The organism is Cupriavidus sp. IDO, from assembly GCF_000812465.1.
Classification (GTDB): domain Bacteria; phylum Pseudomonadota; class Gammaproteobacteria; order Burkholderiales; family Burkholderiaceae; genus Cupriavidus.
In genome coordinates, this window is the sequence record NZ_JWMA01000005.1 from 1 (window position 1) to 14,535 (window position 14,535).

A 14,535-nucleotide genomic window follows, 5' to 3' on the forward strand; every position below is an offset into this window, starting at 1 on the left:
TCACCGGCCGACCCCGCAACCCTTGCCAGTGCTGCCTTGCAGCGCCGCGTTGTGTTGCGAGGGGGCGAATATTAAGGGACGAACGCCGGGCTGGCAAGTGGTTTGTCATAAAAATCTGATAATCAACTAGAAGAGTTGTTTAAGGCACTTCACCAGTCATTCGGAAATAGCTGTATAGAATCCAAATTCGGGCCCGGTCCGGGCCCCCTTCTATAAATAAGGAGAAGGACGTTCGATGACTATTCAAGCGACGTGGCTGCCAAGCCAAGGTACGAGTGTCTGTAACCTGACGACCGGATCTGCCAGCTGGCAGGCAGACCTGGATGCGTCGGCCGGCGGCGATACCCGCTATCCGAATCCGCACGAACTGCTGGACTCGGCACTTGCGGCGTGTACCACCCTCACCCTGCAGCTCTATGCCAAGCGCAAGGGCTATGCCGTCACCGGAATTCACGTCTCGGTGAATCATGAGGAAGCGAACGGCACCTATACACTGAAGCGCGAAGTCCGCGTCACCGGCGAACTGGCGCCCGCGGTCCTGGACGATCTGCTGCGCGTTGCCAACCGCTGCCCGGTCCACAAGACGCTTTCCGGACAGCTGGCGATCGAGACAACCATCTCCTGAGCCAGCCAAGACCGGCAGACGTCCAACCCGGCAATTGACCTATCAAATGATAATCGTTATCATTTAAACACTCAGGGTCCGACACGACCTGAGTCAGCAAATGGGTTGCCGGACACGACGCGTGTCCGGCTTTTTCCTTCGCCCGCCCCCTCCCTGAAGGATCCGAAACCCGCGATGCAGTCGCGCGTACCGCCCGCTCACTGCGTACCCTCAACGTCATCATCCTGACGCATGCCGCGCAGTACGGTATCGCCGATGTTCAAAGCAGGAAGATCCGGCATCGCGTACCTCGTACGGGTGGAGTTCGATGTCGTTTGTTCGCTGTCCCACCAAGGTTCTGTTGCGATAGGCCCAAAACGGCACCGGCTGCTTTGTCCGCGTCCGGTGCGCGGCTTACCATGAATAAAAAAGAAGAACGCAACAAGCCAAGAAGAATTGCAGTCGAGCGGGGGTACCTTGACGAACTACATCGAAGAGTATTGCGCGCGAATCAAGCGCGCGGGAGCAGCAGGCGTTGTCGGGAAGCCCGTTCTGGTCGATCAAGACAACACCTACATCATGACCTACGTGCCGCACGAGCATTTCAATGCAAATGCCCGCCTGGTCCTGGTCAGTACAACACCCGGGCATACCCATGTGCGACTGGCGGCCGCCGTCACGGAAGAGTTGCTGATCGCGCGCACGCCGGGCCGCGTCATCCAGCGTGAGAACAAGCGCCGCGTGGAACTGGGCGGCAGGCTGGTCAGGCCGAACCTGATCCGCATGCTCGATCATTTCCGCGTACCCGAACTGGTCGAGCTGCCGCATGCCGCCGCGCTGTGGAACGAGGGTTTCGAGAAACTCCAGCCGCTCGCGCTGCTGCCCTACGCCACCACGCGCCGCGGCCTGGCATTCGACGGCACGCTGGAAGAACTGCTTGCCTCGCCGATGCTGCGCGCAGCCTTCGACGCGCAGTTCCTCGGCGCCCTGCGCCAGATGCGTAACGATGCCCTCTACATCGCGCTCGGACGCACGGCATGGGCTGGCCTGCGCCACGCGGTCAGCCGGCGGCTGCTGGACAGGCAGCAGTTGCTCGGCATGATGCCAGTGCCGGCGCGCGCCGGCAGCATGGTCCGCTATTTCCTGCGCGAGATCGCAGCAACGAGCCTTTCCGCCAATGATCCGGTCCGGCATCGCATCGGCTGGCTCGATGCCGCCCACGCCGAGCTGGAGGCCAGCGTGCGCCAGCTCCGCGCCAGCCTTCCGGGGGCCGGCGGCGACCTGCAGATTGCATAGGCGCAGCCCCTACCAAAGTGGGGTCTCAGGCCACGCGTTTGCGCCGATAACTCCTCTTGAGGAAACTGACCTCCTCGCATTCCCGATTAGCGGCCCCGGTGTGGGCCGCGATTTTTTTTCCGCGGATCCTGGCGCATCCGCATCGCTACAATGGCTGTACCCCGCAACGGAGTACCGCCTGCAATGCTCCCTTCCCAGATCCCTCGCGCGCGCAAGCGGATAGCCGGACGCGCAGGCGCCCTGCTTGGGATCGCAATGCTGCTGGCGCCCGCTTCCGTGCCGGCACAAGCTGACAGGCCCGGCATCGCGTTCTCCGCCGCAAAGCCCGGCGAAGCGCTCCCGGCAGGCTGGAAGAACCTGCCGGTGGTCCACGGCAAGGCCATGACCCTTTACAGCCTGGTGGCAGATGGCCGCACCACGGTGCTGGAGGCCGATGCGAGCCATTCCGCCTCCGCGCTGATGCACGAGGGCAATATCGACCTTGCCCAAACGCCGGTGGTCGCGTGGCGCTGGAAAGCCGAAAGCCCCATCGAGGGCGCCGACAATCGCAAGGGCGCGCATGAAGACTCGCCAGCGCGCCTGGTCTTTTTCTTCGACGGCGACAAGCGGAAGCTCTCCTTCGGCGACCGTGCCAGCATGCAGCTGGCCAAAACCCTTGCCGGCGAGGAATTGCCCTACGCGACATTGATGTATATCTGGTCCGAAACTGCCGCACCGGGCAGCGTCATCCCCAATCCCCATACGGACCGCGTACAGATGATCGTGGTGTCGGGCAAGCCGGGCGATGCCGGCAAATGGCAAAGCCTGCGGCGCAACATCGCCCAGGATTACGAGCAGGTCTTCCACGAGAAACCCGGCCGTATCACGGCCTACGGGCTGCTGACGGACACGGACAACACTGGCGCCACGGCCCGCGCGTGGTACGGGGACATGAAGTTCCTGCCCGCGCCCTGAGCCGCGGGATCTATTGCGGCGCAGGCGTCTGCGCCAGGCTTTCGCGCAATGCGTGCGAGACCCGTGCCATCAGCGTCTGCTGATGGTCCGTACCGCCGCCGAGCGCCTCCAGTACGCTGACCACCTTGCCTGCGTCGTAGCGACGGCCGCTTTCGATCGCAGCCTCAAAAGCGTTGGCACGCTGGTTGATTTCCTCCGGATCCGCGGTCACCAGCAACACCGCGTGGGCCAGCACCAGATGACGCTGCCCGTCCGGCGACTGCGCGTCGGTCGGGGCGCGCCGCCAGTATTGGGCCGTGCCGGCGATCTTGCGCGCATCCTCCGGCGGTCCCCACGCCAGGTTGTAGCGGCCATCGCAGAACGAGCCTGCCACGGCCTGCCAGTGCGTGCCGACACCCAGCGACTGCAGCCCCTTGCCGATGACTTCGCACAGGTGCAGGTAGACGGCATCGCTGAGCGCCCCCGGCGGCCGCCCGACGGCATAGGCCAGGCTGAGATTGAGAATGCCCGGCCCCTGCGGCACCAGGCCACCACCGGACATGCGCAGCCACACCGGGCAGCCGCGTTGCGCGAAGTCCGTGCGCGCGGCCGCGAGCCCGGCGTACCGCAGATAACTCCGCGGCACGACCAGCGACACCGGAGCTTCCCACAACTGTGCTACCTGCCGCCCCTGCGCAGCCAGATCGAGCAAGGCCATTTCGGCCTGCAGAGGATCCGTCTCGGATGCGTCTGGATCGATGAATGCGAACGGCATATGAGGATCATGGGAAGTGACAGGCAGCCCGACCGGCCACCCGTCACCATTCTCCATGCAGGAGCGCTGCAACGCCACTGTTCTAGCCTTGCAGATGCCGGCGCAACAGTGCGTTGAAGTCGCCGGCCTTCTCCATCTGGCTCATGTGCCCGGCATCGTCGAAGATCTTCACCGTGGCCCCGGCCGGTGCGTGTGCCGCATGGGAGCTGGGGATGATCTGGTCCCTGGCTCCCCATACCACCAGCGTGCGCTTGCCGCTGTCCGCCAGCCGCAGCCCGGGCTGCTCGCGCTGGCGGCCGTTGGCGAATAGGCTGCCGCCAAGCGCGGCCAGCGCTTCCGGCACGCCGTCCAGGCGCTTGTAGCGAAGCAGGTCGTCCAGCAACTGCCGGCTGACCAGATCCGCATTGGCAAACAGCAATTCGATCACCGGCTTCAGCTCGCGCCGCGACTGCGCGCTGACAAAGCCGCCGGTGTAGTCGCTGTTCACCTCCTCGCCCAGCCCCGCCGGCGACACCAGCGCGACCGACAGCACGCGCTGCGGCGCATCCACCGCCAGCTGCGCGGCAATGCCGCCCCCCATGGAGTGTCCGACCACATGTGCCGAGGCAATGCCGGCCTCGTCCATGAAGCGGCCTACAAAGCCGGCCATCTCCGCCAGCGTCGTTCCCGCGAGCCGCGGCGATGTTTGTCCGTGTGCGGGCAGGTCAAGCGCCACGACGGTGTACGCGTCCGCAAGCGGGTCGAGGTTGAACAGCCAGTTGTCGAGATCGCCGCCAAAGCCATGGATGAAGAGCACCGTCTGCGGGCCGTCTCCCTTGCGGGCGTAGCGGACACGGATGCCGTCCACGTCGATAAATTGGTACGCAGGGGCGGCCTCTTCTTCGCCATCGTCGTCCGCCGGCGTCTCGTAGGCCGAGACATAAGCATCGATTTCCGCATCGCTCACCTCCGCTGGCGCCAGCACGCCGAGCAGCGCCTTCACCGGCAGCACGTCGCCCGCCTGCGCCACCTTGCGGCGCAGCGTGCCGGCGTCCGGCGCCTCGACCGCGTTGGCGATCTTGTCGGTTTCCACATCGAGGATCGGCATGCCCACCGAAATCTCCGCGCCATCGTCGACCAGCCACTCGTTGACCGTGCCTTCCTTCATCGACAGGCCCCATTTGGGCATCACGATCGGGGAAATCGTGGGGGAAAGTGCGGTAGCCATCAGTGCTTGCCTCCCTTCATGGTCTTGCGGGCCGCTTCCACGATCTGCGCGGCGCTCGGGATATACAGGTCTTCCAGCGCCGGCGAGAACGGCACCGGCGTGTGCGGCGGGCACACCATCTCGATACCGGCCTTGAGCGCGCCGAACGCCTGCTGCGCGACCTGCGCGGCGATATCGGTGGCGATATTGCAGCGCGGGCTGGCTTCGTCCACCACCACCAGCCGGCCGGTGTTCTCCACGGTTTCGAGCACGGTGTCCATGTCCAGCGGCGACAGCGTGCGCAGGTCCACCACCTCGGCCTCGATGCCTTCCTTGGCCAGCGTCGCGGCTGCCTCCAGCGCGCGATGCACCATCAGCCCATAGGTGACGATCGACACGTCCTTGCCGTCGCGCACGATATTGGCCTCGCCGAACGGTATCGCGTAGGCGCCCTCGGGCACGTCGCCCTCCAGCCCGTACAGGTTCTTGTGCTCGCAGAAGATCACCGGGTCGTTGTCGCGGATCGCCTGGATCAGCAGGCCCTTGGTGTCGTACGGCGTGGACGGGCACACCACCTTCAGGCCAGGGATATGCGTGAACAGCGGCGTCAGCATCTGGCTGTGCTGCGCGGCCGCGCGGAAGCCCGCGCCAACCATGGCGCGGATGACCACCGGCGTCTCGGCCTTGCCGCCGAACATATAGCGGAACTTGGCCGCCTGGTTGAAGATCTGGTCGAAGCACACGCCCATGAAGTCGATGAACATGAGTTCGGCAATCGGCCGCATGCCGCAGGCTGCCGCGCCGATCGCCGCGCCCACGTAGGCCGACTCCGACAGCGGCGTATCCAGCAGCCGGTCCCCATGCTTGGCGTACAGCCCCTTGGTCACGCCCAGCACGCCGCCCCAGGCGTCTTTCTCGCCGTCCGCGCCGGCGCCGCCGACAATGTCTTCGCCCAGCATGATCACGCTCGGGTCGCGGGTCATTTCCTGGTCGATCGCCTCGTTGATCGCCTGCTTGATGCTCAGTTTGCGAGCCATGGTTTGTCTCCTGATTGGATGGATTGCTTGGTGCGGCGACTCAGTAGCTCACGTACACATCGGTCAGCAGGTCTTCCGGCCCCGGCAACGGTGCGGCCTTGGCTTCCTGCACGGCGTGCTCGATCAGCGCGCCGACTTCGCGGTCGACTGCTTCCAGCTCGTCACGCGAGATCACGCCCCCTTGCGTAACGCTGCGCGTGAAGATCTTCAGGCAATCCTTGTTGGCACGGATGTCGTCGAGCTCGCCGGCAGCGCGATAGGTCTGCGCATCGCCCTCGAAGTGGCCATAGAAGCGGACCATCTTGCATTCGAGCAGCGAGGGGCCGCCGCCTTCGCGTGCACGCCGGATGACCTCGCCGGCCGCCTCGTACACGGCGAAGAAGTCAGTGCCGTCCACCGTCACGCCGGGAATGCCGAAGCCCGCTGCACGATCCACGTAGCTATCCACGGCGGTGCCATAGTCGCGCGAGGTCGATTCCGCGTAGCCGTTGTTCTCGATGACGAAGATCACCGGCAGGTTCCACACTGCGGCCAGGTTCAGGCTTTCGAGGAAGGTGCCCTGGTTGGACGCGCCGTCGCCGGAGAAGGTAATGCCCACCTCGCCCTTGCCACGGAACTTCGCCGCCAGCGCAGCGCCGCAGATCAGTGGTGCGCCGGCGCCCAGGATGCCGTTGGCGCCCATCATGCCCTTGGACAGGTCAGCGATATGCATCGAGCCGCCCTTGCCGTTGCAGGAGCCGCCCTTGCGGCCGTAGATCTCCTTCATCATCGCCACCGGGTCCACCCCCTTGGCAATGCAGTGGCCATGGCCGCGATGCGTGCTGGCAATACGGTCGCCGTCGCCGAGGTGCTGCAGGATGCCGACGCCGGTCGCTTCCTCACCGGCATACAGGTGAACGAAGCCCGGAATGTCGCCGCGTCCGAAATCCACATGCAGGCGTTCTTCAAATTCGCGGATGGTGCGCATCTTGCGATACACCGTCAGCAGCGTCTCTTTGTCTAGTGGCAGCGTGGTCGGGTCCGATTGCGAGGATCTGGCTGTCATATCTGTCTCCTTCGGTTAGTGGTGGTGCTCGGTCAAGTCAGGCGTTGAATCACTGCGCATCAGCCGGGTACGCGCCGCATAGCGCATGCAGGCGGCCACATCGATGCTGCGGAATGCGTGCTCGTGCAGGGTGACGGTGACTTCGTCCTGTGAGCCGAAGGCCAGCTCGCGCTCGCCATCCAGCGCGACGATGCCGGCGCGCTGGCGCACGCGGTGCGGCCTGCCATGCTCGAGGCGCTGCCAGCCGGCGATCGGCACGGTGCAGAGCAAGCCCGGCGCGATCGGTGCGCACAGATCGAATTCGCCTTCGCCTGCCGCCGCCAGTTCGATCGCAAGGCCGCCGGATTCGCGCCGGCCCAGTGGTTCCAGCATGCCGGCGATGGCCGACAGGCCAATCGCCTGCGGATCGGCGAACGAGACGTAGACGGCCGCAAGGGTATCGGTCTTCCACAGCGCGCGTGCGCCGATGAAGTGCTCGTGCGAGATCACGGCATCCACCAGCGCGATGTCGCGGCGGAATTCGCCGTTGGCGCCACGGATGACGATGTCGAGCCGCTTGTTGGAGGCCAGTGCGTTCTTCTCCGGAATCTTGCCGACCGCGTAGAGGCCGGTGGCCAGTCCGGTGATGGTGGGCTCGCGCATTTCCGGAAAGGCGTTGTTGGTGCCGGTGGAGAGTCCCGCGATCGGCACTCCTCCGCACTCGCGCACCACCGCGCGATGCGTGCCGTCGCCCCCCAGCACGATGATGGCGGCCGCGCCGGCGTCGGCCATGCAGCGCGTGGCATGCAGGGTGTCGTCCACGCGCGCGGTGACCGGCATGTCGACGTACTCGACCATCGGCAGTCCGGCATCCGGCCCCTGCCGGCGCGCCAGGTGGCGCCCCAGCATGACGCGCAGCCCTTCGCGGTCCGGCATCATCATCACGCGGCCGATGCCGCAGGCCGACAGCGCCGAGAGCAGGCGCAGCACGATGTTGACGCGGTCCGCCAGCTGCAGGCTGCTGGCGTTGGCAATCACGCGACGGATGTCGCGGGCCGAGATCGGGTTGGCGATGATGCCGACCCATGGCGTATCGGCGGCCGCAGCATGGCCCATTGCCTGTCTCCTGTTGTCATTGTCGTGACAGGCTTATTGCAATGGCTGTGCCAGTACAGGAAATGGCGATACGCAGCGAAACACGGCCGCCCAGGCGGCCGGAAGCAAGGGATAACCCGGAAGGAAAGCGGTGCGCCGAGGGTTCAGCGCGTGACAGGTGTCACAGTACAGCTGTACAGCGGCGAGACAGGCGTATAGGCGTATCGCCGCCTCGCCGGTAGCTCAGGTCTCGCCTGCTCCGGGCGAACCGTCACGACGGTTCGGAGACCGGATGCCATAGCGCTCCATGCGGCGGTACAGCGTCATGCGGCTGACGCCGATCTGCCGCGCCACCGCGCTCAGGTTCCAGCCCGACGCCCGCAGGTACTGCATCAGCAGCATGCCTTCCGGAGGGAGCTGGTGCGGATCGAACGCAGCCGGAGCAATGGCCGGTGCAAGCGCGGCGGGCTGCGCCTGCAGTTGTGGCGCAGCACCGAAAGTTTCGGGCAAGTCTTGTGCGCCGATATAGCCATCGGCACACACGGCACGCGCGTACTCCAGCACGTTGCGCAGCTCGCGCAGGTTGCCGGGCCAGCGATGGCGATGCAGCAGCTCGCGCGCCTCGGGCGAGAGGCTCACCGTGGCGCCCCGTTCGTCAGCCAGCAGCTTGCGGATCAGCCAGTCGAGGTCCGAGCGCGCGCGCAACGGTGGCAGGTCGAAACGTGCGCCGTTCAGGCGATAGAAGAGGTCTTCGCGGAAGCGCCCTTCCGCAACCAGTTGCTCAAGCCGGTGGTGCGTGGCGGAGATCACGCGCAGCCTGACCGGCACCGGGCGCGCCGCGCCGACCGGCAGCACCTCGCCCTCGGCCAGCACGCGCAGCAGCCGCGATTGCAGCTCGCGCGGCATGTCGCCGATTTCGTCCAGGAACAAGGTACCGCCATCCGCTTCCTGGATCAGGCCTCGCTTGCCGCGCGAACCCGCGCCCGAGAAGCTGTTGGGCAGGTGGCCGAACAGCTCGCTTTCGATCAGCGTTTCGGGAATGGCCGCGCAATTGACCGCGACGAACGGCTGCCCGCGCCGCGCACTGGCCTGATGCAGCGCCTTGGCAAAGTACTCCTTGCCGCTGCCGGTCTCGCCGTTGATGAGCAGGTTGATGGGCGAATCGGCCAGCCGCGCGGCGCGCTGCAATTGCTGCTGCAGCGCGGCGTCGCCACCGCAAAGCGCGGCCAGCGGCTCGGGCAGCGCCGCCGGCCGCTCGCGTTCCGGGCTTTGCTGCCAGCGCAGCGCAGGCGGCATCACGCTCAGGTAAAGCAGGCCGCCGCTGCGGTTGAGCGCCACCAGGCGCTGTTCGCTCGGCCGCGAATAGACGAACCGGCCCAGATCCTCCAGCCTCGCGTTGAACAGTGCTTCGAAGGATTGCCCCAGCACCGGGCCGGCATTGCCGGCGCATTGCAGCTCGCTCTCCAGCATCAGCCGCGCGCGATGGTTGTGCCCGACGATGCGCCCTGTTTCGTCCAGCGCCAGCAGGTATTCGGGATTCACGTCGACGAATTCCGGTGCCACATTCAGCTTCAGGATCCAGTCGCGGTGATGCACGCGCAGGAAGTTGGCGTTCTCGATATGCGCGGCATAGATGCGCACCAGCTGCAGCGCCAGCCCCTGGCTTTCCTTCGCCTGCGGCGAAATCAGCGCGGAAATGTCGAGGATCGCATTGAGGCTGCCATGCGAATCGAACAACGGTGCCGCCGTGCAGGTAAGCGGGATATGGGTCGCATCGAAGTGGTCTGCCTGGTGCACCGTCAGTGCCTGCCCGGTAACCAGCGCGGTGCCGACCGCGCAGGTGCCCGCGCCGCTCTCGCTCCACTCCGCGCCGAGGTAAAGGCCGGCATGGCGCAATGCGGCATCGGTATTGGCATCGCCGAGATAGTCCACCGTCACACCCTGCGCGTCGGTCAGCAGCACCACGTAGCCCATGCCTGCCACCTGCCCATAGAGGCTCTGCAGGCCGTGCCGGGCGATGCGGGCGAAATCGTCAATGCGCTGCTGGTGTTCGCGCAGCCGGGTCTGCGGCAGGATGCGCGCCTCCTGCATGCGCGAAGGGTCGAGTCCGTACTGGTGGACACAGCGCCGCCATGAATTCTGGATGATGGCGTCATGCGTGGTGCGGTCCGCGGGCACGGCCGGCGGGGGTAGGTAGGTGGTGGCCTGGACCACCGTCTCGATGTGCTCGCGTTGCCGCAGGTCCATCGTTGTCTCCTTGTCGTCGCTGCCGGCGGCCACGCGCAAGGCGGGCCGCGAACCTGGCGAACTGTGCGGGCGCATGGTCTGGATGCCGCGCCTCTTCCGGCTGTCCGGTCTTCTAATGTATCCGACGCCATCGCGGGCACGCAAATGGCAATCGCGGCACGTTGGCCGCGATTTCAGGACGGATGTGGTGCCCGCCGCATATTGCCGCGCCGCAGCGCGAACGGAGACGCCGTCAGGCCCGGACCGCAGACTTCAGCGTCCTGGCGGCCTCGGCCGCGATCCCGAACGAGCGCAGGCGCGCGGCATGGTCGTAGATCTGTCCGGTCAGCATCAGCTCATCGGGCTGCAGGTCATCGACGAATCGCTGCATGCCGGCGCTGACCGCATCGGGATCGCCCACCACCGAGCAGGCCAGCGAGCGCCGGATATGGTCAGCCTCGCTCTCGGTCCACAGGGACTCGATATCGTCCACCGGGGCGCGCAGCTGCCCCGGCGTGCCGCGCACCAGGGCCAGGAACTGCTGCTGCAGCGAGCTGAACAGGCGCCGCGCCTCCTGGCCGGTCTCCGCGGCGAACACATTCAGGCCCAGCATCACGTAGGGCCGGTCCAGTTGTGCGGAAGGCCGGAACGTGCGCCGGTACAGGTCGACCGCCTGGCGCATGAAACCGGGAGCGAAGTGCGAGGCAAACGCAAACGGCAAACCCATGGCCGCCGAGAGCTGCGCGCTGAACAGGCTCGATCCCAGCAGCCAGATCGGAACCTTCAGCCCGGCGCCAGGCACCGCGCGCAGGCGCTGCCCGGGGCGGACATCGTCGAAGTAGGCCTGCAACTCTTCCACATCCTGCGGAAAGGTATCGGCGCTGTCCTGCGCAAGCTGCCGGCGCAGCGCGCGGGCCGTGGCCTGGTCCGTGCCCGGCGCGCGGCCGAGTCCGAGGTCGATGCGGCCCGGAAACAGCGAAGCCAGCGTGCCGAACTGCTCAGCCACCACCAGCGGCGAATGATTCGGCAGCATCACGCCGCCTGATCCCACGCGGATGGTGCGGGTGCCGTTGGCCACGTAGCCGATCAGCACGGCGGTGGCGGCGCTGGCGATGCCCGGCATGTTGTGATGCTCGGCCAGCCAGAAGCGGTGGTAGCCCAGCCGCTCGGCATGCTGCGCCAGGTCGAGCGAATTGCGCATGGCCTGCCCTGCGTCGCTGCCTTCGGCAATTGGCGCGAGGTCAAGCAGGGAATATGCGATGCGGGAGTTTGCGGGAATGGTCGATGTCATGGGTCTGCCGTGGTAAAGCGGTGCGCACACCACGCGGGCGCCGCTTAAGAACCCATTGTGAAATGGGTTCTAAGACGTGGAGAATGTCCGCCATGGTAGTGAGCCGTGGCCAAACGTGCTGGCGCCGCCGATGCGGCCCTGCGGGCGGAATGGGTATATGCCGGCGCCTGCGAGGCTCAGGCCAGCAAGGCCTGCCCCACCTCACCGCAAAAAACGCGCTGCCCGATCGCATGGCCCAGCGCGCGGTAGCTTTCCCACTGCGCTTCATCGAAGAACTGATCCGCAGTCGGCTCCTGCGGAAAGGCGGGATGACCGGCGCCGTACTGGCGCACATCGGCCGGCGCCCAGTTGGTCAGGCGCGGCTTGACCAGTACGATGCGGCAGACCGGCGACCGCGTCGTCGAAGCATCCGGACCGGCGCGGAACACGTTGAGCAGCACCGCGCATTCGTCGGCGCCCGCCGCGCCCGGCAGGAAATCGTCGGGCACGCCGAAGACCCGGCTGAGCACCGGGTGCGTGGTGGCGGCCTCGGTATCGACCACGATCTCCAGCCCGAAGTCGATGCGCGCGAGCCGGATCAGGTTGGCGAGATCGCCGAAACGGTAGTCGCCGTCACTGCCACAATCACACAGCACGATCAGGGAGACATTGCGGCCGGGACGCAGCAGTTCGTACACGCCGGTATTGTCGAAATGCCCTCCGTCGGACAGGTACTGCCAGCCGCGGCGCGTGCCGTGGAAGCGCGCGGACAGTTCACAGCCAAGGTAATACTGGGTACGAAACAGCGCGATGAACCGCGCCAGCACCGGATGCGTGATGCGCTCGGGCCGGAGCCGCCCGGCGGGCGGAACACTGGCGTGGCGCGGACCATCCGCGAGGTAGGACGGCCACCATGTGCCGAGCCGCAGGTTGGCAAGCCCCAGCAGCAAAGAGGTGCCGAGCGTAGTGGCGCGGCCCAGGCCGGTCGATATCGTCGCGCCCGAGATCGCCACCCAGTCGCCCACGGTGCGGGACTGCGCCAGCTCGCCGGCCGCCGGATGCGACAGGTCCGGACAGCAGTGGCGGCCGTCCACGCTGAAGCGCGCGTAGGCATCCGGCGCAATCGCCTGCGCCGGTCCGGGCTGGACCACGCACGGGCCGGGCGCGAGGCATAAGGGCTTGCCCTTGCGGTCACGCTGTACGAGCTGTTCGGCGGGATCGACCGTCAGGTTCAGCGTCACGTTGATCAGGTGCAGCGGCGCCAGCACGCGCGGATCGTAGTAGGCATTCAGGCTGAGCTGGTCGCCCGGCACCGGCTCGGCCACGCTGAAGCGATCCGGATCGCTGCCATCCGCGGCCGGCGGGGCAAAGCGCTCGCCATTGGACGCACCAAGATAGGCGCGCGTCAGCCGTGCCGCGTAGAACGGTTGCAGCGTGGAGAGATTGAGGAAGCCGGCAAAGCGCCCTGCCACCAGCGCAAGGATCAGCGCCACCAGCGTAAGCGTCGCCAGCACCGGCCCGGTATAGGCATTGCCATAGACCAGCCAGTCGACCGGCTCGCGGCCATTCCAGCGCACCCACAGCACCAGCCACGACCACAGCACGAAGACCAGCAGGGCGAGCAGCCCGGCAAGCAATCCTGCCAGCAGCGATACCGGCAGCCGCGACAGCAATGCGCGCCACGGCGAGGCCGCCGTGCCCTTCCTGCCTTCATCGAACAGCCCCGCGCCGTAGCGCACCAGCCAGACCAGCGCACCGAGCAGGCCCGCCGGCGCGGCCACGCCCCACGGATACGTGGCGACGTGCGTGTAGAGGTAGGCCGTGCGCGCGGCGGTATCGGCAATGCCAAGCGCGATCAGCCACAGCGTGATGGTGACGGCGCCACGCAGCGCGCGCGTAGCGCGCACGCGGTAGACCGTCACCGTGCGCGGCTGCGGCATCAGCATCGCCAGGCAACAGAGCACGCCCAACAGGGTCAGCACGCCGAGCCCGAAAAACAGGCAGGCAGTCTTCAGGTTCGGCCCCAGCGAGACGGCCCAACGCGCCGCCAGCAGGAACATCAGGCCAAGCAGCGTAGCGACCACCGGGGCGGGGCTAAGGAACCGCGCCGCGGCCTGCGGATCGCTGGCGCGCGGATACACCAGCCAGTAGGCCAGCCCGGGCGGCACCGCCAGCAGCAGCGCGCTGCCCAGCGGCAGCCACAGCAGCGTGCTCCACCAGACCGCGCATTCGCCCTGGTAGAAGGCCTGCCGCGCGTCGTGCAGCAGGTCCATCTCATGGCGGCCGAGTCCGTAGAAGATACCCACCGCGACATGCTGTCCCAGCGCCAGCGCGGCCAGCAGCACCAGCAGGGCGCTGCCGATCACGTAGTGCATGGCCAGCCAGTTGCGCACCACGAGCGCGGCGGCATAAAGGTTGTCGCCCGCACCGGTGGGCGAGAGGTAGCGCCCGTTCTCGCGCAGCCATGCAACCGCGCCGCGGCCGGGATCGGCCGCATAGGAGACGCTGGTACGGATACGGCCGGGCGGTTCGCACTGGAGCGTGTGATACGCGTCGCCCGCCGCCTGCGCCGGGTTCGAGCCGCGCCGCAGCCGGCCAGGCACGAACAGGCTGACGAAGAACGCACCCAGGTAGCCGCCCCCGCTGACCGTGGACAGGTAGTCGAACTGTCCGAGGAGCGAGGTGGCGGGCGTGCGCTCCTGCCCTTCCTGACCAGCCTCGGCGCCAGGCGCCACACCGGGCGGCACCGCCGCGCCGGCGAGCGCCTGCATCACACCAAGGCAGAAGGTTGCGCTGCGGATTCCGCCGCCGGACAAGGCCAGCGCCCAGTTGCGCGTGCCGTCGCGGGCCCGCGCCGCGATGCCGAGCTGGCGGCGCCGGTGCGCGATCCGGACTGCTTCATCGTCGAATCCGTATTCTTCGCCTGGCATACAGGCCTCCGGTGACAGACGGTCTGTGCCAAGTATAGGTCGCCCGACATTTCGGTCCGCGCACCGGAATGGCGCCCGAATTCGCCCGGAGAAAGACCTTCGGCGATCACCCGGTCGGCGATGTGATCGTCACTCCCTTTTGGCCCAATTTGCAGTCGG

General features: G+C 66.7%; 11 protein-coding genes. 3 read left to right on the forward strand and 8 right to left on the reverse strand.

The features are described from left to right. Positions 1-235: 235 nt before the first annotated feature. From RM96_RS01385 to RM96_RS01395, 3 genes are all read left to right on the forward strand, one after another. Entirely contained in the window at positions 236-625 is a 390-nt protein-coding gene (locus RM96_RS01385) for an OsmC family protein (RefSeq protein WP_039006890.1), read from the forward strand. 456 nt (positions 626-1,081) lie between these two features. Then, positions 1,082-1,900 (forward strand): hypothetical protein, encoded by an 819-nt coding sequence (locus RM96_RS01390; protein ID WP_039006892.1) that lies wholly within the window; start codon positions 1,082-1,084, stop codon positions 1,898-1,900. Between the two features lie 183 nt (positions 1,901-2,083). Beyond that, the gene (locus tag RM96_RS01395) at positions 2,084-2,854 is read left to right on the forward strand and encodes a DUF3047 domain-containing protein (RefSeq protein WP_039006894.1); all 771 of its coding nucleotides are present in this window, start codon (positions 2,084-2,086) and stop codon (positions 2,852-2,854) included. Positions 2,855-2,864: 10 nt separating this feature from the next. Here RM96_RS01395 and RM96_RS01400 read toward each other — a convergent pair whose 3' ends face one another. From RM96_RS01400 to RM96_RS01435, 8 genes are all read right to left on the reverse strand, one after another. Then, the gene (locus RM96_RS01400) at positions 2,865-3,608 is read right to left on the reverse strand and encodes a lipoyl protein ligase domain-containing protein (protein WP_039006896.1); all 744 of its coding nucleotides are present in this window, start codon (positions 3,606-3,608) and stop codon (positions 2,865-2,867) included. Positions 3,609-3,690: 82 nt separating this feature from the next. After that, positions 3,691-4,815 (reverse strand): acetoin dehydrogenase dihydrolipoyllysine-residue acetyltransferase subunit, encoded by a 1,125-nt coding sequence (locus tag RM96_RS01405; protein WP_039006899.1) that lies wholly within the window; start codon positions 4,813-4,815, stop codon positions 3,691-3,693. Then, entirely contained in the window at positions 4,815-5,831 is a 1,017-nt protein-coding gene (locus RM96_RS01410) for an alpha-ketoacid dehydrogenase subunit beta (protein WP_039006901.1), read from the reverse strand. Before RM96_RS01410 ends, RM96_RS01405 begins: the two co-directional genes overlap by 1 nt. A 40-nt stretch (positions 5,832-5,871) precedes the next feature. Further along, positions 5,872-6,876 carry a thiamine pyrophosphate-dependent dehydrogenase E1 component subunit alpha gene (locus RM96_RS01415; RefSeq protein ID WP_039006903.1) on the reverse strand — a complete coding sequence of 335 codons (1,005 nt, stop codon included), beginning with the start codon at positions 6,874-6,876 and terminating at the stop codon, positions 5,872-5,874. 15 nt (positions 6,877-6,891) lie between these two features. Beyond that, on the reverse strand, positions 6,892-7,971 hold the full coding sequence (locus tag RM96_RS01420; RefSeq protein ID WP_039006904.1) for an ATP-NAD kinase family protein: 1,080 nt from the start codon (positions 7,969-7,971) through the stop codon (positions 6,892-6,894). Positions 7,972-8,193: 222 nt separating this feature from the next. Beyond that, positions 8,194-10,197 carry a sigma-54-dependent Fis family transcriptional regulator gene (locus tag RM96_RS01425; protein WP_039006906.1) on the reverse strand — a complete coding sequence of 668 codons (2,004 nt, stop codon included), beginning with the start codon at positions 10,195-10,197 and terminating at the stop codon, positions 8,194-8,196. 232 nt (positions 10,198-10,429) lie between these two features. Next, positions 10,430-11,467: an LLM class flavin-dependent oxidoreductase gene (locus RM96_RS01430; RefSeq protein WP_039006908.1), complete on the reverse strand. Its 1,038-nt coding sequence runs from the start codon at positions 11,465-11,467 to the stop codon at positions 10,430-10,432. 176 nt (positions 11,468-11,643) lie between these two features. Beyond that, positions 11,644-14,376, reverse strand: a complete 2,733-nt coding sequence (locus tag RM96_RS01435) for a hypothetical protein (protein WP_039006909.1) — start codon at positions 14,374-14,376, stop codon at positions 11,644-11,646. Positions 14,377-14,535 lie beyond the last annotated feature (159 nt).

Coding starts and splice junctions, on each gene's coding strand:
- RM96_RS01385 (WP_039006890.1), top strand. CDS start 236: ATGACTATTCAAGCGACGTGGCTGCCAAGCCAAGGTACGAGTGTCTGT.
- RM96_RS01395 (WP_039006894.1), top strand. CDS start 2,084: ATGCTCCCTTCCCAGATCCCTCGCGCGCGCAAGCGGATAGCCGGACGC.
- RM96_RS01400 (WP_039006896.1), bottom strand. CDS start 3,608: ATGCCGTTCGCATTCATCGATCCAGACGCATCCGAGACGGATCCTCTG.
- RM96_RS01405 (WP_039006899.1), bottom strand. CDS start 4,815: ATGGCTACCGCACTTTCCCCCACGATTTCCCCGATCGTGATGCCCAAA.
- RM96_RS01410 (WP_039006901.1), bottom strand. CDS start 5,831: ATGGCTCGCAAACTGAGCATCAAGCAGGCGATCAACGAGGCGATCGAC.
- RM96_RS01415 (WP_039006903.1), bottom strand. CDS start 6,876: ATGACAGCCAGATCCTCGCAATCGGACCCGACCACGCTGCCACTAGAC.
- RM96_RS01420 (WP_039006904.1), bottom strand. CDS start 7,971: ATGGGCCATGCTGCGGCCGCCGATACGCCATGGGTCGGCATCATCGCC.
- RM96_RS01425 (WP_039006906.1), bottom strand. CDS start 10,197: ATGGACCTGCGGCAACGCGAGCACATCGAGACGGTGGTCCAGGCCACC.
- RM96_RS01430 (WP_039006908.1), bottom strand. CDS start 11,467: ATGACATCGACCATTCCCGCAAACTCCCGCATCGCATATTCCCTGCTT.
- RM96_RS01435 (WP_039006909.1), bottom strand. CDS start 14,376: ATGCCAGGCGAAGAATACGGATTCGACGATGAAGCAGTCCGGATCGCG.